Here is a 25,196-nt window from a genome sequence, read left to right as displayed (position 1 = left end):
GATGAGGGCGACGCCGGCGGCCAGTGCGAGGATCACGATGCTCCAGCCGCCGACTTGCTTGAACGCGCCTATCAGCCCTTTGAGACCGATAGATTCAAAGAATGCTTGCTAACCCGACTTCTGCTCGTCGGGGCCCGACTTGGTTGCATTCAGAATGTCGTTCTTGTCTGCCGTGTCGAGATCATCCGCTTTATTAACGTGCGCGTCCAGTGTGGTGTTTACTGCGCTGATACCCTTCTTTAGGTATGCGATTTTCTCCCGAACCTGCGTGTCTGAATTGCTGGACACTTGAGCCTCGTTTCCGGGTGGTAGCGGGTAGTAGACCTTTTCGGTAGGGTGCTGTTGATTTTCTTATTTGGCCAAACTGGCTCTTCTGGAGGGGGTTCGGTGGCAAAGCCCGGCGGGGTGATTGATCTTCTGGGGATATTCTTCGTTTTTCTGGGAACGTGCGGGCTGCTTATGCAGGTCGGCAGTCTCGGTATTTATCGAAAGCTGCGGAAGCTGGAGCGCCGTGGCGTGGAGGGCGAGGCGACGGTCACTCGCTCGTGGCCCGTGCGCGGATCGGTGCGCGTCATCTTCCGGATCCACCTGCCCGAGGGCCGAGCCGTGGCCGAGTTCAACGAAGTGCAGTTGGATCCGGTCGGTTCGCCGGGGGACGTGGTCGCCGTCATCTATGACCCGAAGAAACCGACGCGGGCCAAGACCGGCGGCCGCAAGGACATCAACTACAGGGCGGAGCGCCTGGCGGTTCAGCTGCTCGGTGGCGGGGGCTTGGCTCTCTTCGTCGCCGGAATCGTGATGGTGGCTCTGGCTCGGCCCTTCTTCTGACGATCGCGCCACGGCCGCTCATGACGACAGCCGCCGGCTTGCCGACGGCTGTCGTCATGGTTCGGAGGGAGTCGCGGGCTCTACGCTTCCTGCTCCGCTCCGCCCCGCCGCACCTCCGCCAACGCGTCCGTCCAGCCCGCCGCGTAGGCCCGCGACTCCCGGTTCAGCAGTTCCTCGTACAGCCGGTCCAGCAGTGCCTCACCGTCGGGAGCGGGGGAGCGCAGGAGATGGGCGAGGTGGGTGTATGTGCGATCGAGACGAAGCGGGCCGCACCCCAGCAGTCGCCGACAGATACCTGAGGGATCGTCAATTCCGATCGTCGGACGACAAGGCGTACGCGGTCTCACGCGAACCGGTCTCCTCGCAATCGAACACTGAGGTAACGCTCTGCGACGACTTCTCAAGATCTGTGCCAAAGCCCCGTTCTCGTGAACAAAGCCAGGCGCCCTGTTCGCCCTGACGGTGACACATCAGCGGCACTCGCTATCGTCCAGGCCATGACCTCAAGTGATCGTCTGCTCGACCTGATCCAGACCACCCCAGAGATCGATCTGCTGCTGCGGTCATCGTTCGGCTTCGACATCCACCGGAAGCACTATGGCGATGGATTCAGACTTGCCTCGGGTGCACCGCTGGAGGTGATCGCCGGGGAGTCCGCTGGCGGGGCGTACTTCCTGAGCGGTGAGCACAACGGTCGCCGGCCGGTGGTGTTCGCAAGTTCCGAAGGGGAAGGCGGGCTGCTCGCCGAAGATCTGGCGGACGCGCTGGAGATCATCATCGGGCTGGAATGGCGGAACTGCCTCTCATTCTCGGGCGGTGGCGATGTGGAGATCATGCAGATCACCGCTCAACACCTTGAACGGTCCCGTGACAAGCACAACCCGGACATCGACAGCGAAGCCGTCCAGGTGGCCGCAGCCCTTTCTCTGCGGATCCTGCCTGTCACTGATCTGGTCATCCAGCTGCAGGCAGCCGTCTCGAAGACCGAACCGGACTACGTCGTGACCGACGATGACGGGCAGGAGTTCGACCCGCTCTTCGGCGAGCACGTGGAGCCTCTCCACGGTGGCTGGCACTGAGTCCGACCGCCCGCTGCCGCCAGTCGCATCAACACCGGTATCTCGGCCAGTATCTGAGGCGTGTCGGGCAGACTCTCCGACGTGTCTGCTGACCTTGTTCCCGACGATCTCTGGGAGCGCATAGCTCCCTTCCTCCCGGCCCGGCCCGCCAGGCGCCATCCTCGCCCCCGGGCGACTGCCGGTATCGGACCGCGTCGCACTGGCCGGCATCATCCTTGTGCTGCGCAAAGGAGTGGCCTGGCGCGATGTGCCCCTTCAGGTCGTCGGCTGTTCAGGGGTGACCGCTTGGCGTCGGCTCCGGGACTGGACTGAGGCCGGCGTCCGGCACCGCTTGCACGAGGACCTTCTCGCTGAGCTGCGCGCGGAGGGTCTGCTGGAGACGAATGACTCGGCCATCGACGGCTCGCACGTCAGGGCGCTCAAAGGGGGGATCACACCGGGCCTTCGCCGGTCGACCGGGGCCGGCCGGGCAGCAAGCACCACCTGATCGTCGACCGGGACGGAAACCCGCTTGCCGTCACGCTGACCGGCGGCAACCGACACGATGTCACCCAGCTCCTGCCGCTCCTCGATGCGATCCCACCGGTCCGGGCCTGCGCGGACGCCCGCGAACACGGCCGCGCAGGCTGTTCGCCGACCGGGGCTACAACTTCGACAAGGACCGCCGCCTGCTCTGGAAGCGTGGGATCAAGCCGCTCATCGCCCGACGCGGCGTCGCCCACGGCTCGGGCCTGGGCAAGACCCGCTGGGTGGTCGCGCGGACCTTCGCCTGGCTCCACCAGTTCAAGCGCCTTCGCATCCACCCGATGCCGCGGCTCAGTCGGCCGCCCGGTGGAGCGTGGTGCGTCCCAGGCGGGGCTCCGCGCGGGAGGCGAGGACCTTGATGCGGACGCGGCGCGCGGTGACGGGTGCGGCGAGCGGCAGGATCCGCTGGTGACCGATGGTCGTACCGGTGGCGATCTGCTGCCAGGCCCCGCCGATCTCGGCCTCCACAGCGAATTCCTCCACCCGCTGCCCGTGCTCGATGTCCTCGCGCACCGCGACCCGGTCGAAGGTGGTGGTTCCGTCGGCGTTCTTCGCCACCGGCCGGCCGTACACCTTCCGCACCCGCTGCCCGAACGCGGTCAGTTCGGCGACATCCGCCGCGTCGATCGTCCCCGCCTTCGACGGCGGCACGTTGAGCAGGAGTGTCGCGTTGCGCCCGACGCTCTTCTCGTACAGGTCGAAGAGCTGGGCCGCCGTCTTCGGCTTCTGGTCCGGGTGGTGGAACCAGCCTGGTCGATTGGAGACGTCGGCCTCCGCGGGGAACCAGGACAGATGAGTCACGCCGGTCTCGGTGAGCCGGGCCCGGGACCCGATGTCGGCGGCAGTCGGGCCGTGCGGCAGCAGCCATTCTCCGTGGTAGGTCCACGGGTCGGCGGTGGTCGGCACCACACTCCACTCGGTCTCGCGGCCGATCCCGCTCTCGTTGCCGACCCAGCGGATGCCGGTCGGGCCGCCGAAGATGACGGTGTCCGGCGACAGCGCCTTGATCACCCGGAACCATTCGTCGAAGCGGTACTCCTGGGTGATCCCGGCGTCGGACCACGGGTTGGCGCCGTCCAGCCAGAACTCGTCCAGCGGTCCGTACTCGGTGAACAGCTCGTAGACGAGGTTCAGGTAGTAGGCGTCGTAGTCGTTGACGTGCACGGTGAACGTCGGCAGCTTCCCCGACCGCACGTCGTCGGCCCGGTCGTCGCCCTCCACGAGGGTGGGGATGGTGTGTTTCTTGACCGTGCTGCCGTTGCCGAACCGGCCGAGGCCGCCGGGGGAACGGTCGCCGTCGGCGAGCGCGGTCAGCTCCACCGAGGTCAGCGTCCCGCCCTCGGCCTGCTTCTTGCGCAGCGACTCGATCCACGTGGTGTGCCAGGCGTGCGGGAGCTCGGAGCCGTCCGAGGGCGAGAGATAGATCCCTACGCGCAGTTGGTGGGCGCGCGCTGAATCCACGTATCTGCGGACGATGTTCGGCTGCCCCGGGCTCTTGAGGATCGAGTGCGGCGTGTAGCGGCTGGGGAAGAGCGTGAACCCGTCGTGGTGCTTGGCGGTGATCATCGCCAGCTCGGCGCCCATCGCCTTGTACGTGCGGATCCACTGGTCGGCATCGACCGCGGACGGCGCGAACGTCGCCTCGTCCTCGGCGCCCGACCCCCACTCTCGGTTGGTGAAGGTGTTCATCCCGAAGTGCGTGAACGCCGTGATCTCCCGCCGCTGCCACCCCACCTGCCCTTTCCTGGGGACGACGTTCGCGGCCTTGGCGATGATCTGCTCCGGGGTGTCCTCCGCAGTGATCGGAATGATCGAGGCGGGACGGACGCGGGCCTGACCGGCCGTTGGTGCGGCCGTCGGCGCGGCGGTGGTGGCGTACGCGCCGGTGCTGCCGAGGGCGGCGATCACGGGGGCGGCTCCCAGGGCGCCGAGGATCTGGCGGCGAGACGTCATTGTTCCCTCCTGCAAGGCACATTGCTCGGATCTCTTCGCTGAACTCCAGGGCATCATGTCGCACGAAGAGACTGGCGATAAGAGATACGACAGCAGAGATCCCATGTATGCCTGTGGCGGGTGGGACCGGCCAGCGCGCATCCGCATCCGCACCTCAGTCTCCAGCGCGATCGCCCCCGCCACGGAAGGCGGATGCCGCCATTACCTCTTCCTCGCGCCGGTCCTGAGCCTCTCGGCCAGTCAGTCGCCGTAAGGCGCGTAACGGATGTCCGTCATGCCGGCGTGAGGCCGCGGCGGGGTGCGGTTGACATCCACAGGGCGCTGACTACTCTCATTATTGCTAAGAATATTGGTAATCAATGAAGTGAGGCAAAATGGATGCCACGCCGACCACCGCGCCGTACCGGTGGCGATGGCTGATCCTGGTGGTGATGATCGTCGCGGAGGTCATGGATCTCCTGGATGCGTCCATCGTCAACGTCGCAGGTCCCGCGCTGGAGGAGTCCCTCGGCGCCAGCTCCGTCGGCCTGCAGTGGGTGATCGGCGGCTACGCCCTCACCTTGGGGGCCGGCCTGGTTGTGGGCGGCCGGCTCGGTGACCGCTATGGACGCCGCCGGATGTTCCTGACCGGTCTGGCGGCCTTCACACTGAGCTCTCTGCTGTGCGCGCTGGCGCCGAACATCGAGTCGCTGATCGTCTTCCGGCTGCTCCAGGGCACCGCGGGGGCGATCCTGCTCCCGCAGGGCTTGGGCCTGCTGCGCGAGAACTTCTCCGGGCCCGAACTCACCAAGGTCTTCGCGATCTTCGGTCCTGTGCTCGGCCTGGGCGGCATCATCGGCCCGGTTCTGGGCGGCTTTCTCATCGAGGGCGACATCCTCGGCCTCGGGTGGCGGTCGGTGTTCCTGGTCAACCTGCCCATCGGGCTCGCGGCCCTGGCCATCGCGGCGAAGTTCGTCCCGAAGAAGCCGGGCGACCGCACCGTGCGGGTCGACATGGGCGGCGCGGGCCTGGTCGTGGCGTCCTGCGCGCTCCTCGTGCTGCCGCTGAACCAGGGGCAGGAGGACGGCTGGCCGCTGTGGACCTGGCTGTGCATGGCCGCCTCCGTCGTCGGGTTCGGCCTGTTCGCGCTCCAGCAGCGCCGGCCCGCCGCGGCGGGCCGTGAGCCCCTGGTGACCCCGGCCCTGCTGCGCAAGCCCGCCTTCACCGTCGGGCTCGGCGGTATCGCCCTGTTCTTCGGCGGGCTGATCGGCACGCAGCTCGTACTCACCCTGTTCCTGCAGATCGGCCAGCACTTCAACGCCGGGGACGCGGGCCTGGGGAACCTGCCGCTCGCCGTGGGTACGGCGATCGGCGGCGCGGTCAGCGGCGCCTTCCTCGCCGACAGGATCGGCCGCAAGGTCCTTCAGGTCGGGCCGGTGGTACAGCTCGCCGGTGCGGCGCTGCTCTGGTTCGAACTCGATGCTCTGAGCACGGGGTCGTTCTCGATCTGGGACATCGCCCCGGGGGTGGCGGTGGCCGGTGTCGGAGCGGGCATGGTCATCGCCGCCCTGTTCAGCTTCATCCTCGCCGCGGTCGACGACGACGAGATCGGCTCCGCCTCCGGCGTCCTGTCCGCGGTGCAGGCCATCGGCGGCTCCATCGGAGTGGCGATCTTCGGCTCGGTGTTCTTCGCGCAGGCCGAGACCGGCGACTTCACTGCCGGCTTCCACCATGCGCTGATCGTCCAGGCATGTCTTCTTACGGCGTTCTTGGCCATCACCTTCCTGCTGCCGAAGAAGGGCCGGCCCGAGGACGAGCAGCACGGCATCATCCCCTCTGCCTCCGACGGCAGTTCTGCCGGCTGCGGTGCGAAGCAGGACGTCACTGTTTGATCCCCGGTCCGGTGCCGTCCCAGCCGCGGCACCGGACCGGCCCGCGTGGAGCTCACGTGAGGAAGGAAGGAAACGTCATGGCCCATCGACATGTCCTGGTCGCGGGAGCGGGCATCGCCGGCCCGGCCCTGGCCTACTGGCTGCACCGCCACGGCCTCGCGGCCACGGTGGTCGAGCGTGCTCCCGCTGTGAGGGAGGGCGGGCAGACGGTGGACCTGCGGGGAGCCGGACGCACCGTGGCCCGCAGGATGGGACTGGAACGGGCGCTGCAGGACCACGCCACCCGCGAGGAAGGCATCCGGTTCGTCGACCGGGCGGGCCGCGTGAAGGCCGCGTTCTCCTCAGCGTCCTTCGGCGGACAGGGGCCGGTCGCCGAACTGGAGATCCTCCGCGCCGACCTGTCCCGCCTCCTGTACGAGGAGACGCGGCCCTATACCGAATACCTGTTCTCCAATGAGATCACCGAGCTGTCGCAGAGCGGCGAGGGGGTACGGGTCACGTTCCGCAGCGGTGCCGAGCGGGCCTTCGATCTCGTCGTCGCCGCCGACGGTGCCCGCTCCCGCACCCGTGACCTTGTGTTCGGCGGTCTCGGCGACGCGGTGGACATCAGGCCCTTGGGCCTGACGACCGCCTACTTCACCATCCCGGGTGAGCCCCGTGACGGGCGCTGGGCCCGCTGGTACAACGCTCCGGAGGGACGTGTGGTGACCCTGCGCCCCGACCCCCGTGGCACCACCCGCGCCGCGCTGTCCTTCCTCTCCCCGCCCCACACAGGCGAGCAGCACGAGAAGCTGGTGCCACAAGCGCAGAAGCAGCTCCTGCACCGCGTCTTCCGCGAGGCCGGCTGGGAAACGGCCCGCGTCCTGGCGGCCATGGACACCGCGCCGGACTTCTACCTCGACCACGTCAGCCAGGTCCGCATGCCCCGCTGGTCCCACGGCCGTGTCGCCGTGCTCGGGGACGCCGGGTACTGCCCTTCGCCCCTGAGCGGCATGGGCACCAGCCTCGCCTTCGCCGGCGCCTACGTCCTGGCCGGTGAACTCGCCCGCCACGCCCACCACGAGCAGGCGTTCACCCACTACGAGAAGGTCCTGCGCCCCTACACCGAGCGGGCCCAGGACCTGCCGCCCGGCGTGCCGCGCGTCGCCCTACCGCGGACCTTGACGGGTATCCGCACCCTCCACGTGGTCCTACGGGCGGCTGCGCGGCCCCGCGTGGCCGCGCAGCTGAACCGCTTCCTCGTCCCTCCCGCCGACACCTTCGCCCTGCCCTCCTACAGCCTGTAGATCTCACGCATGATTGGTTGCCAACGCCTTCAGTGACCCAGGAGCAGCTTCCACGCCATGACTGCCAACCAGCCCACCGGTCCCCAGCCCGCAGCCCCGGCGGAGGGTCCCATCCGCGACCAGTTGCGGAACCTGACCCGCCGCCAGCAGCGGTTCGAGCGGTACCTGGGCCGTCAGATGCACGTCGACCCCGCAGGGCTCGCGGTGATGGACCGTCTCGTCAGCACCGGGCCGGCGACGCCGAGCGAACTGGCTCGCGAACTCAGTACATCGACAGCGGCGATGACCCTGGTCATCGACCGCCTGGCGGACGGCGGACACGTCAGCCGCCAGCCGCACCCCAGCGACCGGCGCAAGGTACTCGTGACACCGGCGAAGCACTGGGAGAAAGCCGCGTTCGAGCATCTCGAGCCCCTCGTCGCGGGTATCGGCGAGATCACCGAGTCCATGACGCCCCAGGAGCAGGCCATAGTGGCTGCGTTCCTCGAGCGGGCGGTGGCCGCGTACGACCGGGCGACCAAAGCGTAGGCGGCCTGACCCGATAGCGGCGTCCGGGCCCCGTGCGAATCCGGCGGTGCAGCAGCCGGTCGACGGGGGACAGCCGTCCGTACTTCAGGGCGTCCGCGGCACTGATGAGGGGGATGCAGCCGACGTTGCAACTGTGCGCGACCAGCAGCGCGGCGATCGTCACCTGCAGGTCCTTCGCGGATGTCTGTCAACCAGGACGCCTGGGGGCCGGTCGTCCTTCGGGGATGCCGGGAAAAGCCTTTGACGGGGTGGGCGTTGTTGTCCGATGGTGTGCCCGCCATCCCGGTCACCAGAGCCAGTCCTGCGGTGGCACCGACGGCCACATGGCAAGGGGGTTCCGCATGATTGTTGTGTCCGCTGCGTCGGGTGCCTTCGGCAGACTGGTCGTTGATCACCTGCTGGCCCGGCACCCTGCCGAGCACGTGGTACTTGCGGTGCGCACTCCGGATCGTGTCGCGGATCTCGCCGCGCGAGGGGTTCAGGTTCGCCCAGGCGACTACGACATCCCCAACACGCTGCTCACGGCGTTCAAGAACGCCGATCGGCTGCTCCTGATCTCCTCCCCGGAACTCGACCCGGCCCGCCGCATCCGCCAGCACCGGGCCGCCATCGACGCGGCCCGCGCCGTCGGCATCGGTGCCATCGTCTACACGAGTTTCCTGGACGCCGACACTCGGGCCGACGGCGTCACCGAGGCGCACTACGCCACCGAACACGCGTTGGAAGCCAGCGGCCTGCCGTACACGCTGCTGCGCCACCCCTTCTACAGCGAAGCCTTCCTCAACTCCAACCTGCACGCAGCCGTCGCCTCCGGCGCACTGGACGACGCAACCGGCGGACGCGGCATCAACACCGCCTCCCGCGCCGACCTGGCCGAAGCCGCCGCACGCGTCCTCGCCGAGGATGAGCACCTGGGCCGCGCCTACGACTTCACCGGCGCCCTGTGGACCTATCCCCAGCTCGCACAAGCCCTCACCCGCGTCTCCGGTACACCCGTCGTCCACCGCGTAAGGAACAGCCTCACTCCCGGTCCCCAGGGCTGGTTGGAGAGCCAGGTCCGATCCGGCGTCCTGGAACGGCAGACCGACGACCTCCACAGCGTCCTCGGACACCCGCCCACCACGCTGGACCAGGCAGTCGCCACGCTCCTCCCCCGCCCCGTGCCGCCGAGCGACACCACCGAAGGGGCCAGCGGCTCCAAGACCCGCGCCCCACTACCGCAGGAGAGGCGAGAGCCTGCCTGAGCGCACCGAAGCGATTCTCGCCCTCGCGGCCATCACGTTGATGACGCGCCGCCCTACTCGCCGGGCAGCGCGCCCCGATGCCGCTGCCACCGCAAGCAACGACGACACTTCGAGCTGCCTGACATCCCGCAAAGGACCGGCAAGCACACCCGGCCGTTCGTCAGGCAACGCCCAGAAATCCTGGCGCAGGCAACCCCATCTGCTGGCAGAAGTCCTGGCTCATCGTGAGGATCTCACTCATAGGAGCCGGCGCCCGGGTGGTTGCTGCCAGTTCCTCCTGTGCTTCCTTCGACCAGAGAAAGGGATAGACCGTGATCCCCTGAGCACCCGAGAGGTCAGCGGTCTCCCCCTGCCAGCCGGGCCACCGCAACCCTTCATAGAACTGGGCCAGCCGGCCGGAGAGAGTCCAGGTCAGCCACGTGCCATAGCCCATGTCCATGGCTTCCCACTCCAGGGAGTCCGGAGCAAAGTACGTCATCCGGCCAGGCGCACCGGGCCGACCGGACGCCACCGGATCATGACCGTTGAGTGCGAAGACGCCCCCGAGCACGTCCTGCCCGACCACCAGCCCGTCCGTCGGGCGCCATGCCAGATCAACAATGTCCGGGAACTGGTTAACCTCAGCAAGACTCGGCAGGTGGGTCTGCGGGCCCGAAGACCTGCCTCCGAAGATCCGGAGCCAGCCTCCATCAAGCACCAGCCCACCACAGTGAAGGACCATCGCACCGAGTGCCGATCCGGCACTGACCTGCAGCTGCAATAGCGAAGCGCCATCGCCTCCCTCGGTGCCCGTCAGCACCTCCAGCTCGACCGCAGCGCTGTTGAACGCCTCTTGCAGTTCCGGCCATGCCGGAACATCCACGTTGACCAGTTCTTCGAGCGCTCGCATCCGCACATGGTCGCACCGGGTCGGTGGTACCTCCTCACCGGGTGATCGGCTCCCGCTACCTACCGGCTCAGGGGTTCAAGGATGAGTTCTCCATGGGCCGGGATCCGCCGAACGCCGCGACGCAGATCCCCACGAGGACACTCTGCGCTTTCTCGTTCCCAGGCACAGATATGTGACAACAACCCGGCGAACGAGGCCGCACAGGGCTGCCGACCCGACGGCAGCGTCACGGGAATGCCGTGCGCGGAGAGTCGGCCCGCCGGGGCAGTGGGCGCGGGTCAGGCGACGTGGAAGTCCTTGGCGTCCGGGAACGTCACCTGGGTGCAGCCTCGCCGGGTGGTGATGTCATCGACGTAGGCGCGGAACAGGGCAGAGATCGTCCGGCTGCCGAGCACACCGTCGTAGGTGTAGCTGGAGGTGAGCGTGTGCAGGGCAGGCTTACCGTCACAGACCGAGGATGCCCACCAGATGCCCTTCAGTTTGCCGCCCGCTGTGCCCGGCTTGATGAACGTATCGCGGTCCGCGTCTGAGTCCTTGTAGCCGACCGTGCCCGCCTCAACTCCGAAGTAGGAGGCGGTGCGCAGCCACCACGGCGAGTGGGTGAGCGCGCTGCGGGCATAGGTGCGTCCGCTGCGGTCCAGGCCGGGCGTGATGCGGCGGACCTGGTCGGGGCTGGCTGCCATCAGGCAGGTCTCCTGAGGATTTGCTGCGCCCACCGGTGAGTCCAGCACCCGATCGGGCAGCCGATCTTGGCCGTGCGCCGTGAGGTGGCCGACAAGCCACTGGCATGCGCCGGTGGCCGTCTTGGCAGGGCGCAGCGCAGTGGGCGCGGGCGGCAGGCGGTCGGGAAGGGCTGGCAGGTGCGTTGCGCAGCCGGTGCGGTCGGCCAGCGTGCGCACCGCCGTTCGGGCGAGGGTGGCCAGGCGTTCGCGGTCCGCCGCGGAGACGTCGTCAAAGAGGACGCGCGCGGTGGCAGTGAGCCGGGCCGGCGCCGAGGAGCGGCTGGAGGGGCCGCACTCGGCGCGGGCGGTGGCGAATGAGTCCCCGTACCAGCCGAGCGTGCCGTCGCCGAGCGGACGCGGCTCCGCACGATCGGCGATGGCGGTGGCATCGCGGCGGCGGTCATCGGTGCGGTGGAAGTAGTCGAAGGGTTCTTCCGAGCTCGTCGCGTCGTCGCCGATGATGTGGGTCGGCACCGCGGACGCGTCACGCGCCACCGTGTAGCTGCCTCTGGACTCCAGGGTGAACAGAGCCTTGGTGTCGTGCGGACCGTTCACCCGGTACACGGTGCACGAGCCGGGATGATTGGGGACGAGACCGCCTTCGTAGGCCTTGGCGCGGACCACGCCGCCTTGCAGGTCCATCACCGCGGCGCCCGGCACCAGCCCGCCGCACGCCGCGGCGATGTCGTGCTCGCTCGAAGCCCGGTCCCGGAAGTCATCGACGGTCAGCCATCCCGCGTACAGGCTCAGCCCCATCCCGCCCACGGCCATCGTCTGCAACAGCCGACGCCAGCCCACGCCCATCGCGTCTCCCCCTCGCTCCCGTTCACGGCGGCCGACGCGCCGATCACCGAGCATAGGGGGGCCGTGGTCACGCCGGAGCGGCCCGGAGCCAGGGCCCGCAAGGAGTGCGGCCCCGCCACTGTCCTGCTCGCCCCGCTCGATGAGAACACGGTCGAGGAGGAGTAGCCCCAGCATCACAACAGCGGTGCGGTGGCATGAAGGGTGGGGCGCCGGTGAGGGTGCTGCAGTGTCTGTCGATGGCCAAGCTGGATGACTTCTACGCGCCGCCACGAAGATGACCAGGCGGGCGGCGCAGGCTCACATCAGGATTTGATCAGCTCGCGGTCGATAGCCTTGTCGTCCTCGTCCCAGGCAAGCCATCGGCCGCACTCGAAGGGCCACTCCTGCTTGGTGTCGTCCCGGCGGACGACAATCTTGTCGAGGAACCAGCCGGATCCGCCTCCCGAGTTGTCGTGCCGGATCTGCAAGCGCTGGATTTCGTCAAGTTCCGGGAGTTGGACCGAGAAGCTGTCCATCTTCCCGCGTTCGAAGTTGTCCTCACCGTCGTTGTCGAGTTGCAGTTCGGTGCTGCTGCCCTTGGATCCGTGCAAGGTGATGTAGACGTTGGCGTCGGTTCCGGCACCGCTCCGAGAGCCGGTGAAGACGTCGATGGTGTACCCCACCCGCGGTATGTGCGCCACAGACGCCCGGTAGAAATCCACGTCCGTCCAGGGCCAGCCGGCCTGAGGCCAACTGATGGTGTCGTCTCCGCCGGTATCCCCGCCGCCCTTGCCCTCGCTCTCGAACCATTCCTTGACGGCATTCCAGACTCTTCCTGTCCAAGCGATCGTGTTGTTGATCGAACTCAGCCACTGGGGGTCCCAGGTGTGCAGGACTCCCAAGGCCGTGGCCTGCCGAACCGTGTCCGGGTCGAACGAATGGCTCCATACCTCGGTGCGATCGTTGGTGCCGATCCAGACACCGTCCACCCCCCAGGTGTGCATGTCCGAGCGGGCCAGGACCTCTTGATGCGCGTTGAGCAGGACCACTTGAGCGGCCCCATGGAATCCAGCCAGCTTGACGACCGACTGGATGCGCGTCTTGGCCAGTAGAAAGCCGGTGTCGCGCTCTAGCCGGGCGTCCGTCCACATCAGGTGACCCTCGCTCAGTGGGAGGAACACATCGGCTCGCAGGTTGTCCATGTCTCCCCGTTCCCTTGGTAGCTGGACGGTGGACTCCCCATCAGAGCAGCGGAACTTATGGACGTGTATCGGCATATAGGCGTAGTCGGAGTTGCTCCGTCAGTCGACCACCGCGCCGGCGCAAGCGCACCGGCGTGCGCTCGGGCCGATGCGGTGAGAGCGTCAACACGGTGCAGCAACGCCTGCCTGACGGGGCGTACGGGTCTTGTGAGTCATCGCTGTGGACCGACCGATGAGCAATGGGAGTTGTTACTGCCCTCTCCGAGGTGTTGACGGGCCTGGAGAGAGGGCAGTTCCTTCTCGAACGGCTTGAGGTCGCCGTCGATCTCCTGGTGCGCTGAGCAGGCCCAGCGGCCTACCGCATCGATACCGCTGGTGACGACAGGACGCTACCCGGCCGCGAGGGCAGAGTCCCGGGCGGCCCGTGGTCCGCGGCTGTGAGCCGTGGTGGCGTGATGCACCGTCACAGCTTCACGGAGTGCCAGTGCGAATGACTCGCTGCACACCACGGCACGTATAGCTTTGTGCTGGCCATCGGCGCCCCGGTCGGCTCCACGCGGCACCATCTGGCGGGTATCGGAACCTGTCACAGGCGTTGAAGGCGCAGGTGGCTCCGCGACACTGCGGACTTGCTCGGAACCCTCACCATGACGCCGCGCCACCGCCATCGTCGCCCAGCGCCCCCTGCCGCCCTGCGCAGTCGAGCGTGCGCAGCCCGGTCAGTCGTCCTCGGCCATCAGCCCCGCGCGGAGCTTGCTCACCGCGCGGGTGATCAGGCGCGAGACATGCATCTGCGAACAGCCCAGCTCTTCACCGATGTCGGCCTGCGTGCGTTCCTCGACGAAGCGCAGGTGGAGCAGACGCCGGTCCCGCTCGTCCAGGTCCGCGATGAGCGGCGCAAGCGAGTGGAAGTTCTCGACGAGTTCGAAGCGGTCCTCGTCGATGCCGATGAAGTCGGCGAGCATCGTCTCGGACTCGTCATCGGAACCGTTGACGGCCGCGTCGAGAGAGACGCTGTTGTAGCCGTTGGACGCCTTCTGCGCCTCCGCGACCTCGGAGGGCTCCAACTGCATCAACTCGGCGAGCTCGGCCGTGGAAGGGGAGCGCCCGAGCCGGGTACGCAGCTCCTCGGTGGCCTTGGACAGTTCGATGCGTGCTTCCTGAAGCCGGCGCGGCACGTGCACGGCCCACGAGGTGTCGCGGAAGAAGCGCTTGATCTCCCCCACGATGTAGGGGATCGCGAAGGAGGTGAACTCGACCTCGCGGGACAGTTCGAACCGGTCGATCGCCTTGATCAGGCCGATCGTCCCGACCTGGACGATGTCCTCCATCTCCTCCGCGCCGCGGTGCTTGAAGCGGGAGGCCGCGTACTTGACCAGGGAGAGGTTCATCTCGATGAGCACGTTGCGCACGTCGCTGTACTCGTGCGTGCCCTCTTCGAGTTGGGCGAGCCGGTCGAAGAGGAAACGGCCTATTTCTCGGGCATCACGCGGAGCGATCGAAGCCGGGTTCGCGTAGGCGCGGTCGACCAGACTCTTCTCCACCGCCCGGGTCGTGGTGTGCGTCTGCTGGTGAACCGCCGTGGTGCTCATTGCGTCCCGTCCCTGCCTCGCCGTTTGGTTCCTGATCTCCCCGTATGCCTGCGGCTACCCGCACCCAGGGTGGGCATACATACTTTCCATCAGGCAACTTTCTCGGCTGAGCCCACGAGTTCGACGCAGAAATGCGTCAGGGCAGTGCCAGCGCGGCGGTGATCGTCTTGCCGTCCGGCTCCACCTCGACGTGCACGCGCGAGCACAGGCGCTGGACCACCCTCCACCCGTAGCCCCCTGGCCGACCGTGGACGGTCGCCAGGCGACGCGGCTCAGCGCGGCTGGAATCGCTGACGTGCAGCTGAAGCTCATCATCCGTCAGGCAAGCCTTGAAGCGGGTCACCCCGCCGGCGTGCAGGAGGGCATTGGCCGTCAACTCGCTCACCACGAGCAGCGCGTCGTCACGCAGGCGTTGCGCTCGAGCCAGTGGCAGGCCAGGGCACACCTCCATCAGCACCGCCCGGACCGCGGACCGGGCGTCAGCGCAACTGATGTCCTGTGCTTCCAAGGTCTCGGTACCACTCATCGTGCGTTGATCCTTTCCCCGCGCACGTGCTGTCACCGCGCTCGTATCGTCGGTTCTTCTGCGCATGCCCGACACTCCCCGCCCCACACTCCCGCCCACCTCGCCATGGCCTGCCCGGGTCGCGTCGGAACAGGTGCTGAAGCAATAAGAGGGCGTCCGAGCTGCCTTCTTCTCCAAGGAGGAGGGTTCGAAACAGGACCTCCTCGTCACACCATCAGGAACCTGTGGGAGGGTCGGAGGATGGATCCCGACAGACAGAACATCGACGTCACCCACCAGGAACGGGTGGCCGTTGTCTCGTTTCGCAACGACCTCGACCTCACCGACGAGGCCGAGGCCGCGCTGGCACTGAACACTGCGCGCACTGACACCAGCAGTGTGGGCACGGTGGTTGATCTGGCCGACCTCGACTTCGCCGACAGCTCGTTGCTCAACCTGATCCTGCGCGAGCATGCCGCGCACCAGAGCGTGCTACGCCCCTTCGTACTCGCCGGCCCGTACCACAGCGGCATACAGCGACTCCTCGAAATAACCGGCGTCAACGACGTCCTGGTCCTCACCGGCACCCGCAGTGACGGGATACGGCACGTGCACGAACTCCGAGGCCGCTCCACTGCTTGAGTCGGTTCAAGCACCGGCGCCGATCATCGCCACGTCGCCCGCACACACATCGCACTCCACGGGCGGATCCTCACATGTCTCCGGGCATGGCCCCAATCCGCCACAATGCGCGACTCGCCTCTTGCAACCCGTCAACGCAGCGCTCTAGACGTGGCGCCTGGCCCTGGCCACCGACACTCCACAGCCAGGCGCCGCCACGGTGGCGCCGGGCCACGCGGCGCGCGTCGTCTTGAGGGCGCGGGGGCCGCATGCCCGGCGGTGATCCCGTCCTCGCCACCCGCCGCGCACCACACCCGCGCTCCCCATCGCTCTCTCACACCAAGCGCCGGATTTCACCCCGCACCCTGTAGAAGCCGTTCGACGACGTGTGCAGCGCGTCCACCACATACCGCGCACCTGGCTGGCGGATGGTGCGGGGGAACTGAACGTTCCAGCTCGGCTCGTAGCCTTCGGACACCACATGCACCCGCAGGCGCCCGCCTTCCTGGACGCACTCCACCACGACTCCCGTGCCCGGCGCGGGGGCAGCCGCGATCGTGGCGACGGCCGCGGGGGTCGCCGGGGGCGTGTACGTCGGCAGGGCGGCGGCCAGCTTGATGTCCTGCGCGACCGGCACGGTGCCGGACTGGGCGGCGGAGATCGCGGCGTCGCTCGCGTCCACGCACGCGAGCGAACCGTCGGTGGAGACCAGGTACAGCTTTTCGCTGTGGTACTGCATGGAGAGCGCCGATCCTCCGCCGGTGCCCAGCTTCCACAGCCGGGTACCGTCGGCGGCGAAGCAGTAGACCGAGGAGGACGAGTCCCCCGCGAAGACGTACTGCCCGTTCGGCGAGGTGGCGCAGGAGTACACGGCGGCGTCGCAGCTGTACGTGGCCTCGACGCGGCCTGTGCTCTTGGCGAGACGCTGGACGACGCGGCGGCCCGTGCCCGCGTATACCGCGTCGTGCTCCTGCCAGCCGAAGAGAACGTTCCCCGAGGTGGCCGTGTGCCACAACTGACCGGTGCCGTCGGTCGCGTAGGCCGTGACACCCTGGGAGTGACCGTGGTAGACCGCGCGGTCGTCGGCGCGGACCATCCAGGCGTTGTCACCGGCTGAGGAGCGCGACCACTGGAATTCGTCCTCGTGGTCGATGACGGTCAGCCCACCGTCGCGGTCCGAGACGTCGAGCACACCCTCGTGAATGTCCAACCAGAAGATGTCGACGTCATCGGAGATGGTGTAGGCGGCGAACGGCACCTTTGCGGACAGGTCGTACACCTGGCCGTCGTCACAGCCCGCGTAGATCCAGAAGTCGTCGGCCACCAGGCACTTCACCCCGTCCGGCAGGGAGTAGTGCGCGAGCACCTCGCCGTTGTGCCCCAGGGTATAGACGTCTCCGCGCTGGTTGCCCACCCAGCAGCGGTCCTCGTCCACATGGATACCGAACGCCGAGGCTCCGGTGCGGAAGCGCCACAGCACGGGTGCGGTGGAGCGGGCCGTGGAGGGGGCGGACGTCACCTGACGGCGCGTCACCGCGCGGGCCGCGCGCTGGCCGCGCACCGCTGGGGCGTACCCCTTCCGGACCTTCTCGCCTATCTTCTTGGCCGCCGCGGCCCGCGCCTTTTCCGGGGTGGGGAACGTCGAGTTCTGTCTCTGACCGTCCGCTCCGATGCGTCCGTACCGTACGAAGACGTCCGTGCCGGAGACGGTCACCTCGTAGAACTTGTGTGCGCCGGAGCCCTCCTGGGACAGCTCCAGGTACGTCGTGTCCTCTGTCTGTGGTGCCTGCGCAGCGGCCACGGCACACCTCTCCCCCACTAAGCCGGACCCGCCCCTGCGGCTGGCCCTTGGTGATCCCACATTAGGGACCGCCACTGACAATCGATCACGCGACCGCCCACGCCCCAAGGAGGGCCCACGCCCGCCCCCTCAGCAGGTGCTGGTGACAGCGCTCGGGCCCGTCCATTCACTCAAGCCGACGACCGGTTCGGCGGGTTGAGGCGGCGGAAGTAGGTCCAGCTGGTCTCGTTCGGCTCGGTCCACTGCTCGGGGGCGTGAGCGAACTCCGGGTGATGGTCGGCTATGTAAGCGCGCGTCCGCTCGGGTACCTCTGCATACGAGCCGAGCTTGCGCCCCCGGCAGTGGTAGGCCAGGCCGCCGGGCCTCTGGCCGCGAGCCATCCACGGCAGCCAGGGGGACATCCGGCTCCACGACATGGTGGCGGGGACGCTGGGAGCGGGTCCCGCCAGGTCGGCACGGTCGGCGAAGAACTGGAACCGTTCCAAGGCCCTGTACGTGTCGCCGGCCGAGTGGACCGGATACTCGGTGACGGGCAGCGGTGAGGGGTAGCTGAGCGGGATGTCCAGGCTGAAGCAGACCTGCCCGCCGAGCTCCGTCGTCGGGACCGGGAAGGGCCGCCACGACTGATTCGCCGGGTCGTTCCATACGTGCACCACGGGCAGTTCCCGCCACGTCTCGAGGATCTCCCGGGTGGCGGGGTCCAGATAGAAGGCCGCCTCGCGAGTGAGGAGCCGATAGGCACCCGGACCCGCGTCGAGGTTCGGAACCAGACGGGCGACATTGACGCCTTCGAAACCGAAGACCCGCTCGTAGGGCTCGTCGGGCGACCAGGAGTACACGTCTCCGGTCCACCAGAACGTGACCTCCTCCCCGTCCAGCGAAGCACGAGTACGAGCGAAGGAGCGGAACTGTTCTTCGGAGGTCGTCATACGAGCAGCCTGCCCGACCAAGCGGCTTCCCGCCCAACCGGCCCCGCCCGACGGCGGCGCAGACCAAGATCCCCCGACCCAGGAGCAGGTCAGCGCCAGGCGGACTGCGCCTTCGACTCCATCTCCATGATTCAGCGACGCGCCGCCAGTTCTCCCACGCCCCGCCCACCGAGCTCGTCCAGCGCCACCCGGCGTCCACAGACAGCGAGGAGCAGGCTGAGTACGGGACCGGTCGCCTCAGGTCCCGTACCCACCGTCAGGTCGGCGTCCGTCGCCGTGAGCCGGATGCTCCCCAGCAACTCCTTGGCCCCGCCGAACGACGCCGGAGTACGTGCCTGGAGGCGCAGCGCCCTCACGACCGCTTCCAGAGGGTAGGCGCGGGTGGTTCCGAGGGGGCGGCGGATGTCCTCTCCATGGATCACTTCCTCCACGAGCCGGCTGTCGAGAGGTGCCGGAGGCCTCGACGTCCGTGTTGCCGCGCGACGGTAACGGTCCAAGGTCTCCTGTGGTGCGCCCTTGCGTTCACGCGCCAGGCCCAGGGTGTTGTGACGGTCGAAGTCGAAGCGTGCCCGGGCCAGACGGAACACGAACCCCAGTCGCGTCGTGCGAGCCGAGTCGGAGAGGTGGGCGACCACGTCGTGGACGGTCCACCCGTCACACAGCGAGGGCGTTTCCCACTGCTCGTCGCTCAGTCCGGCGAGGTCGTCGATCAACGCCGCACGCTCCGCATGCACCAGCGGCCAGACATCACCCGTCACGGCATCTCCTTCATGGGCCCGGTGTCCGTATCTAAAAGAAGTGACCGCGTGGACAGCCGGAACTCATCGCGTATGTGCGCCTGATCTGAGACCAGTGGCAGTCTGTTCGCTTGCCGGGCGCCGCTCACTTGCCACAACTGCCGGAGCCGAAGGCCGAGTTGCCCGGAGGACCAGGCGGGGCGACGTCTGGGGGCGACGTCTGCCTGAAGCGTCGTCGCTCCGTGCCCTGTCCCCCGACCTCACGGACCTCTTGCCGCCCGGCTCCGAGGGCGCAAGTTGTTGCGTCATGCGTGGCTCGGGGACCTAAGATCGGATGTCGGCTTTAGGGGGGACCATGGATCCGGAGATTGCCGCGCTGGCGGGAACAGCAGGCACGACCGTCATCACGCTGATGGCCACGAATGCCTGGGAATCGGCGCGGGAGGGTGTGGTCGCTCTCTGGCGCCGATTTCAGCCCGCCAGAGCCGAGAGTATTCGTGAGGAACTGGAGGCCGGCCGGGAGGATCTCCTCCTCGCGCGCGAGGCGGGTGACGCCGAGTCCGAGACCGAGTTGACCGCCGAATGGCAGAGCCGCCTGCGCCGATTTCTGCTCGCGCAGCCCGAGGCCGCCGACGCACTGCGCCAGGTCCTCGACGAGCTGAACCCGTCGCCCTCGGAAGAGCCCGGTACGCAGCAGATCCGTCTGCAGGCCCAGGCGTCGGGCAGCGCACGCGTCTATCAGGCCGGACGCGATCAGCACATCACCGAACGATGACGCCACCGGAGCCGATGCAGGGACGCGCCTCGGGGCAGGCCCGCATCTACCAGACCGGTGGCAGTCAGTACATCGAGGAACACATCCACCACTACGCCCCCGGCTCGGCCCCGCTGTTCGGGACCCAGCCGGTGGTCCCGGCCGCACCGCAGCGGCTCGCTCCCGACTCCGTCCGCCTGCCGCTGGTCGGGCGCGCGCCCGGCATTCTGCGGGACCGCACCGAGGTCATGGGCCTACTGCGGGCCGCTGTCGCCGGCCCTGGTGGCGATGTACAGGTTCTGCACGGCATGGGCGGCTGCGGGAAGACAGCGGTCGCTCGCGCGCTGTTCACCGAGGCGGTACGGGAACACGGCCGTGTCGGTCTGTGGGTCAACGCGTCCGAGCATGTGTCCCTGCGTGCCGGCATGCTGGCTGTCGCCGGCGACCGGGGCGCCACCAGCGGCGAACTGGCTGCCGCGGCCAGCGGTCAGCGCGCCGCGGCCGACCTGGTCTGGCACTACCTGGACCACTCGGCGACGAAGTGGTTGCTGGTCTTGGACAACGCCGATGATCCCGCGGTACTGGAGGAGGGCGCCTGGTTGCGCACGAGCCCGCTGGGCACCGTGCTGGTCACCAGCCGTCATGCCACCTCTGCGCTGTGGCGGAGCCCGGGCGTGAGCAGCCACCGGCTCGGTGTGCTTCCCTTGGACGACGCGGCGCTGGTCCTGCGGGATCTGGCCCCCAACGTGGGTGCCCAGGAGTCCGCACGGAAGGTCGCCGAGCGCCTGGGCTGCCTGCCCCTGGCCCTGACCTTGGCCGGGGCTCATCTGGCGCACCAGATACTGGAGTCGTGGTCGATGGACGAGTACGACCGGAAGCTGACCGAGGAGTCGACGGCACTGGTCGACGGCGGCGCCACCAGCGGCGAGCACTCCCGCCACCTGGTGGGCCGCACGTGGCAATTGTCGCTGGACACCCTGGCGGAAGGCGGTCTGCCGGAGACGACCAGCCTGTTGCGGCTGCTTTCGTTCTGGACTGCGGATCCGGTGCCGCTGTCGCTGCTGATGCCGGCAGCGCAGGGCCGCATCAGTCTTGAGCACCTCGATCCGCCGCTGCCCGCCGCGCAGGTGGAGCCGGCCTTGCGTGCGCTCCTGGATCATTCTCTGGTCGACCTCGTCGAAGCGGACGGGCACCGTTGCGTGCGCGCCCACGGCGTGCTGCTGGACAGCGTCGCGGCGCGCGTATCCGCCGCGGAGCGCGTCCGTCTCGCTGAAGCGGCCGGCCAATTGCTGCAAGCAGCGCTGACGCAGGACGGTGCCGCGCAGCCCGAGCTTCGCTCCCTCTCCCGGCTGCTGGCGCCCCACGTGGCCGGCCTGTTGCAGCAGTCGCACCGGCACGGACTGGTGACCGAGGTATCCGTGCGGGTCGCGGTGCGGGTCGCACGGCTGGTGTACGAGGCGGGTGACTGGACCGCCGCGCTGGCCCTGGCATCCACCGCAGCCACGAAGGCCACGGAACACCTGGGAGCCGAACACCCGGCAGCCGTCGAGGCAAGATCGGGCCAGGGCCCCATTCTGTTCCGGCTCGGCCGGTACGCGGAAGCAGCCGACCTCTTGGGCGCGGTCCACCAGGACGCGTTGCGCACGCTCGGTCCCCACGACACCCGCACGCTGGACGCGGCGTATGAATTGCAGCGAGTTCTGCACCGCCTGGGCGAGCTGGCGCAGGCCCGTACCCTGTTGGATGCGGTTCTGGACGGCCGTCGACGAGCGCTCGGCGAAGGCAGCGTGGCCACCCTGAAGACCCGTTGCGAGATGATGGAACTGCGCTTTGCGCAGGGCGAGTTCGATGACTACATGCAAGCGGCCGGCGAGCTGGTCGCGGACTGTGAACGGCACCTCGGCGACTCTCACCTTGTGACCGTCTGGGCGCGCGACTCACTTGCGCGGGGAGCCCTGCACTTCGGTCGGGGCGCCGAGGCAGAGGACCTTTTCCGGCAGGTGCTCGCCGGGCAGAAGGCCGGGTACGGAGACGACCATCCACTGGTCCTCGGGGTGCTCATCCAACTCAGCCGTGCCCAGCACGCGGCGGGCAAACGGCAGGAGGCCGTCGACAGCGCGCGCGAGGTGGCCGAGGGGCGGGCCAGGATCCTTGGAGAAGATCACCCCGAGACCGTCGCGGCACGCGCGTGGTGCGCTGAGATCCAGGCGGCCCCACCTGCGGCAGGGTGACCGTCCAGCAAGCGACAGTGATACTTCGGAACTGCGGCGCGGCTGGACGGTCGTGCCCGAAATCCAGTTCCCCCCGTCAGCTGTTCACGATGATGGAGTGTTCGCCTGACGCGGCCCGGAACCTGGCGACGCCCTCGGCTGCGGTCAAGGGTGTGACGCCGTCGGTGGCTCGGACCCGGGCGCCGTGCGGACAGGGCACGGTGACTGTCGCGGTGGTGTTCGGCGGCACAGCGACGTCGATCGTGAAGGTCCGCCCCTTGGTGCGCCAGTCGACGGAGACTCTGCCGTAGGGGGTGTCCCGGTGCGCCGAGACGGAGGTGAGGCCTCTGGGGACGTACGGGCGGATCGCGATCTCTTTGTAGCCGGGGGCCGCCGGGCGGATGCCGGCGAGGTATTTGTAGAACCAGTCGTCGACCGAGCCGAACATCGCGTGGTCGCGGGAGCGGGGGCCGGCGATCCACTGCTCCCACAGCGTGGTCGCGCCCAAGGAGACCCAGTAGCCGTAGCTCGGGTAGGTCTTCTGCGTGACCACTTGGTAGGCCAGGTCCACGTGCCCGTGCTCGGTGAGTGCCGGGAACAGGGCCATGGTGCCGACGATGCCGGTGTCGAGGTGGTTGCCGTTGGCGGTGATCTGCCGCACGAGGTTGGCGACGACCGCGTCCCGGTGTGCTTCGGGGACCATTCCGAGGAACAGCGGGTAGGCGTTGGACGTCTGCCGGTACGGCGTGTCGCCGGTGCGGTAGATCCCTGCCTCGGTGTCGAGGAATTCCGCGTTGAACGCGTCGCGAATGTCCGCCGCCAGCTTCTCGTACGTCTTGTGGTCCGCGCTCTTGCCGAGGACTTCAGCGGTACGCGACAGCAGCCTGGCGCAACGGTAGTACGAACCGGTGGAGACGAGCTTCGCGCCTTCGGGCGGGGCGACGTTTCCCGGTGAGCACCAGTCCCCGTAGGTTCCGTCGAGGAGCGAGCCGGTGGCCCGGCCCTTGAGGTGGTCGACGAAGCGGACCATGCGGTCGTAGTAGGCCTCCAGAATTCCGGTGTCGCCGTACTCCTCGTACAGCATCCAGGGCAGGACCAGCCCGGCGGTGCTCCACGTCGGGTCCGCTCCCGCACCAGGGCTGATGGCCGGTGCCAGGTCGCCGAAGTTGCCGTCTCCTCCCTGGTCGTCGCCCATCACGTGGAGGAAGTTGGTCCAGAACGTCTGCGCGTCGAAGTTGTCCAGGCTGGGCGCGCAGAACAGTGCGGCGTCGCCGAGCCAGCCGCGCTTCTCGTACATGGGGGTGTCGGTGGGTATGCCCGTGAGGTTGTTCGCGAGGGTGTCGCGCGTCATCCGGTGCACGGTGTTGACCAGGTCGTCGGAGCAGCGGAAGTCGCCTGCCGCAGGCAGGTCGCTGGTCATCACCCGGGCCGTCAGCGCGTCGCGGGGCGGGGTGCCCGGATAGCCGTCGACCTGGACGTAGAGGAAGCTGCCGTAAGTGAAGGACGGCTCCCATGTCTCCAGGCCCCTGCCGGACGTGGTGTATGTGCTGTGCTGGATCTCGCCGGGTGTGATGCCAGGGTCGCCCTCGTTGTTGACGGTGCCGTCGTCGTTGAGGGTCTCGCCGTATCGCAGGTGCACGGTCGTGCCGGCCGGTGCTCGGACCTGGAGCCGGGGGCGGCCGGTGATCATCCGCGGGAAGCGGAAGACGTGAGCGCCGGAGTCCGTCCGGGTCACGGCAGAGGCCTGGAGTGTCTGTGTCACTCGCACCGGCGGCATCAGTTGGGGGCGTACTGCCGGCGGGAACTTCGCTCCCGTTCCGACCGTGACCGGGGTCCAGCCTTCCTGTGACGCGCCTGGACGGTCCCAGCCGGGCAGTTCGGCGCGTGCGTCGAACTCGTCGCCGTTGTAGACCGAGTCCTTGAGTGTCGGCCCCGGATGCGCGTACCAGCTTCGGTCGCTGACCACGGTGGTGGTGCCGTCGGCGTGTGTCACCTGAAGCAGGGCCCGGAGTGCGGGACGCTCGGCGATCCAAGTCGCCTGGTTCCAGTAGATGTTCGGACTGTCGATCGCGTAGAACGAGCGGCCGAGAACGGCACCGAGGACGTTGCGGCCTTGCCGTAGGTGGTCGGTGATGTCGTAGGCGCTGTACTGGCCTGCGGTGTCGTAGACGCTGGGTGCCGGGTCGAGTTCACGGTCGCCGATTCGAACGCCGTTGAGCGACGCCACGTAGTAGCCCAGGCCGCAGACATACAGGCGGGCGGAGACGACGGGCGCGCCGATCTCGAACTCCTTGCGCAGGTACGGTGCCGGGGCACTGCTGTCCACCGAGACACCGCTCCCCCACGGGCCCGCCCCGAACTCGCCCTGGTCGAGCGGCTCTTTCCATGCCGAGTCGTCGAAGTCGGGCGTCTGCCACCCGTCCGGCGCCGAGGTGGACGTGCGCCAGGACGTGTCGGTGGGCAGGAGGTCCTCGGTTCTGCCCGTGGTGACACGCATGACCGAGAGGAGACCGGCCGGCGTCTTGCCCTCATTGGTGACGGCCACGGCGATGACGTTCGCGCCCGCGCGCAGCAGCGGACGAACATCGTGGACCTGGGCGCGCTGCCAGCCGTTCGTCTGCTGCGGGCGGGAGGCGGCGAGGGTTCCGTTGATGTACAGGTCGTAGCGGTCGTCGGCGGTGATCAGTGAGATCGCCCCGGTCACGGCCGAGGTGTCGGCCACCGTGAACGTCTTCCGGAAGAAGCGGACTCCATCCGGGAAGGAGTCCCCGGCCGCGCCCTCCGGGTACCAGATCCAGTGCGCGTGCTCCAGCGTCGGCAGGTCAGGGGCCTGCTGCTGTATCCAGTGCGCACCGTGCCAGTCGGCCTCGTCCAGCGGGCCGACCTCGAACCATGACGGTGCACTCCAGGCCGATACCGTTCCGCGCGCGTCCCAGGTCCGCACGGCCCAGTAGTAGCGCCGGCCGCTCTGCAGCGCCGTTCCGGCATAGGTGATGTCGACGCATTGGTCGGAGGCGACCCTGCCGCTGTCCCACGCGTCGCCGTGCCCGGCCCGGACCTGCTTCTCCTCGTGTCCGACCACCACCTGGTACGCCTTCTGGCTTCGGTCGGTGGAGTGGCTGGACCCGGTGGAGCGC

Annotated in this window: 19 protein-coding genes and 1 pseudogene; 10 read left to right on the top strand and 10 right to left on the bottom strand. The window is 68.2% G+C overall.

Annotation, left to right across the window (positions count from 1 at the left end; translation table 11 throughout):
- Positions 1 to 387: 387 nt before the first annotated feature.
- The 3 genes and pseudogenes from ACQUQD_RS40985 to ACQUQD_RS40975 all read left to right on the top strand — a co-directional run.
- The gene (locus ACQUQD_RS40985) at positions 388 to 828 is read left to right on the top strand and encodes a hypothetical protein (protein ID WP_428957324.1); all 441 of its coding nucleotides are present in this window, start codon (positions 388 to 390) and stop codon (positions 826 to 828) included.
- A gap of 497 nt (positions 829 to 1,325) precedes the next feature.
- Positions 1,326 to 1,907, top strand: a complete 582-nt coding sequence (locus ACQUQD_RS40980) for a hypothetical protein (RefSeq protein ID WP_428957323.1) — start codon at positions 1,326 to 1,328, stop codon at positions 1,905 to 1,907.
- A gap of 81 nt (positions 1,908 to 1,988) precedes the next feature.
- Positions 1,989 to 2,704: pseudogene (locus tag ACQUQD_RS40975) on the top strand (IS5 family transposase); the annotation flags it as partial.
- A gap of 19 nt (positions 2,705 to 2,723) precedes the next feature.
- Here the strand turns inward: ACQUQD_RS40975 and ACQUQD_RS40970 are convergent.
- Complete coding sequence (locus tag ACQUQD_RS40970; protein ID WP_428957322.1) at positions 2,724 to 4,385, bottom strand: alpha-L-fucosidase; 1,662 nt, start codon at positions 4,383 to 4,385, stop codon at positions 2,724 to 2,726.
- A gap of 374 nt (positions 4,386 to 4,759) precedes the next feature.
- Here ACQUQD_RS40970 and ACQUQD_RS40965 point away from each other — a divergent pair, with 374 nt between their 5' ends.
- From ACQUQD_RS40965 to ACQUQD_RS40950, 4 genes are all read left to right on the top strand, one after another.
- Positions 4,760 to 6,256: an MFS transporter gene (locus tag ACQUQD_RS40965; RefSeq protein WP_428957321.1), complete on the top strand. Its 1,497-nt coding sequence runs from the start codon at positions 4,760 to 4,762 to the stop codon at positions 6,254 to 6,256.
- A 77-nt stretch (positions 6,257 to 6,333) separates the two neighbouring features.
- Complete coding sequence (locus tag ACQUQD_RS40960; RefSeq protein ID WP_428957320.1) at positions 6,334 to 7,542, top strand: FAD-dependent monooxygenase; 1,209 nt, start codon at positions 6,334 to 6,336, stop codon at positions 7,540 to 7,542.
- Between the two features lie 57 nt (positions 7,543 to 7,599).
- Positions 7,600 to 8,070: a MarR family winged helix-turn-helix transcriptional regulator gene (locus ACQUQD_RS40955; RefSeq protein WP_428957319.1), complete on the top strand. Its 471-nt coding sequence runs from the start codon at positions 7,600 to 7,602 to the stop codon at positions 8,068 to 8,070.
- Positions 8,071 to 8,411: 341 nt separating this feature from the next.
- A complete protein-coding gene (locus tag ACQUQD_RS40950) occupies positions 8,412 to 9,314 on the top strand; it encodes an NAD(P)H-binding protein (protein WP_428957318.1) in 903 nt (300 codons plus the stop codon).
- 160 nt (positions 9,315 to 9,474) lie between these two features.
- Here the strand turns inward: ACQUQD_RS40950 and ACQUQD_RS40945 are convergent, their stop codons facing one another.
- From ACQUQD_RS40945 to ACQUQD_RS40925, 5 genes are all read right to left on the bottom strand, one after another.
- Positions 9,475 to 10,203 (bottom strand): DUF2625 family protein, encoded by a 729-nt coding sequence (locus ACQUQD_RS40945; protein WP_428957317.1) that lies wholly within the window; start codon positions 10,201 to 10,203, stop codon positions 9,475 to 9,477.
- 278 nt (positions 10,204 to 10,481) lie between these two features.
- On the bottom strand, positions 10,482 to 11,729 hold the full coding sequence (locus ACQUQD_RS40940; protein ID WP_428957316.1) for a hypothetical protein: 1,248 nt from the start codon (positions 11,727 to 11,729) through the stop codon (positions 10,482 to 10,484).
- Positions 11,730 to 12,031: 302 nt separating this feature from the next.
- A complete protein-coding gene (locus ACQUQD_RS40935) occupies positions 12,032 to 12,910 on the bottom strand; it encodes a PLAT/LH2 domain-containing protein (protein ID WP_428957315.1) in 879 nt (292 codons plus the stop codon).
- Positions 12,911 to 13,629: 719 nt separating this feature from the next.
- Complete coding sequence (locus ACQUQD_RS40930) at positions 13,630 to 14,502, bottom strand: SigB/SigF/SigG family RNA polymerase sigma factor (RefSeq protein WP_428957314.1); 873 nt, start codon at positions 14,500 to 14,502, stop codon at positions 13,630 to 13,632.
- Between the two features lie 136 nt (positions 14,503 to 14,638).
- On the bottom strand, positions 14,639 to 15,028 hold the full coding sequence (locus ACQUQD_RS40925) for an ATP-binding protein (protein WP_428957313.1): 390 nt from the start codon (positions 15,026 to 15,028) through the stop codon (positions 14,639 to 14,641).
- A 240-nt stretch (positions 15,029 to 15,268) separates the two neighbouring features.
- Here ACQUQD_RS40925 and ACQUQD_RS40920 point away from each other — a divergent pair, with 240 nt between their 5' ends.
- The gene (locus ACQUQD_RS40920; protein WP_428957312.1) at positions 15,269 to 15,649 is read left to right on the top strand and encodes an STAS domain-containing protein; all 381 of its coding nucleotides are present in this window, start codon (positions 15,269 to 15,271) and stop codon (positions 15,647 to 15,649) included.
- Positions 15,650 to 15,962: 313 nt separating this feature from the next.
- On the opposite strand, the gene ACQUQD_RS40915 is transcribed toward ACQUQD_RS40920, so the two are convergent.
- The 3 genes from ACQUQD_RS40915 to ACQUQD_RS40905 all read right to left on the bottom strand — a co-directional run bounded on the left by ACQUQD_RS40915 (position 15,963) and on the right by ACQUQD_RS40905 (position 19,116).
- Positions 15,963 to 17,429, bottom strand: coding sequence for a WGR domain-containing protein (locus tag ACQUQD_RS40915; RefSeq protein ID WP_428957311.1), 1,467 nt, complete (start codon positions 17,427 to 17,429; stop codon positions 15,963 to 15,965).
- A gap of 170 nt (positions 17,430 to 17,599) precedes the next feature.
- Positions 17,600 to 18,358 carry a DUF1838 family protein gene (locus ACQUQD_RS40910; RefSeq protein ID WP_428957310.1) on the bottom strand — a complete coding sequence of 253 codons (759 nt, stop codon included), beginning with the start codon at positions 18,356 to 18,358 and terminating at the stop codon, positions 17,600 to 17,602.
- A gap of 131 nt (positions 18,359 to 18,489) precedes the next feature.
- Positions 18,490 to 19,116, bottom strand: coding sequence for a maleylpyruvate isomerase family mycothiol-dependent enzyme (locus ACQUQD_RS40905; protein WP_428957309.1), 627 nt, complete (start codon positions 19,114 to 19,116; stop codon positions 18,490 to 18,492).
- A gap of 334 nt (positions 19,117 to 19,450) precedes the next feature.
- Here ACQUQD_RS40905 and ACQUQD_RS40900 point away from each other — a divergent pair, with 334 nt between their 5' ends.
- Both ACQUQD_RS40900 and ACQUQD_RS40895 read left to right on the top strand, forming a co-directional pair.
- The gene (locus tag ACQUQD_RS40900) at positions 19,451 to 19,870 is read left to right on the top strand and encodes a hypothetical protein (RefSeq protein WP_428957308.1); all 420 of its coding nucleotides are present in this window, start codon (positions 19,451 to 19,453) and stop codon (positions 19,868 to 19,870) included.
- Complete coding sequence (locus tag ACQUQD_RS40895) at positions 19,867 to 22,080, top strand: tetratricopeptide repeat protein (RefSeq protein ID WP_428957307.1); 2,214 nt, start codon at positions 19,867 to 19,869, stop codon at positions 22,078 to 22,080. Before ACQUQD_RS40900 ends, ACQUQD_RS40895 begins: the two co-directional genes overlap by 4 nt.
- Positions 22,081 to 22,156: 76 nt before the next feature.
- On the opposite strand, the gene ACQUQD_RS40890 is transcribed toward ACQUQD_RS40895, so the two are convergent.
- A complete protein-coding gene (locus ACQUQD_RS40890) occupies positions 22,157 to 25,144 on the bottom strand; it encodes a family 78 glycoside hydrolase catalytic domain (protein WP_428957306.1) in 2,988 nt (995 codons plus the stop codon).
- Between the last annotated feature and the right edge of the window lie 52 nt (positions 25,145 to 25,196).

The organism is Streptomyces sp. cg35 (assembly GCF_050410835.1).
Taxonomy (GTDB): Bacteria; Actinomycetota; Actinomycetes; order Streptomycetales; family Streptomycetaceae; genus Streptomyces.
Note: the sequence above shows the minus strand (reverse complement) of the source record. Positions and strands in the feature narration are given on the sequence as shown.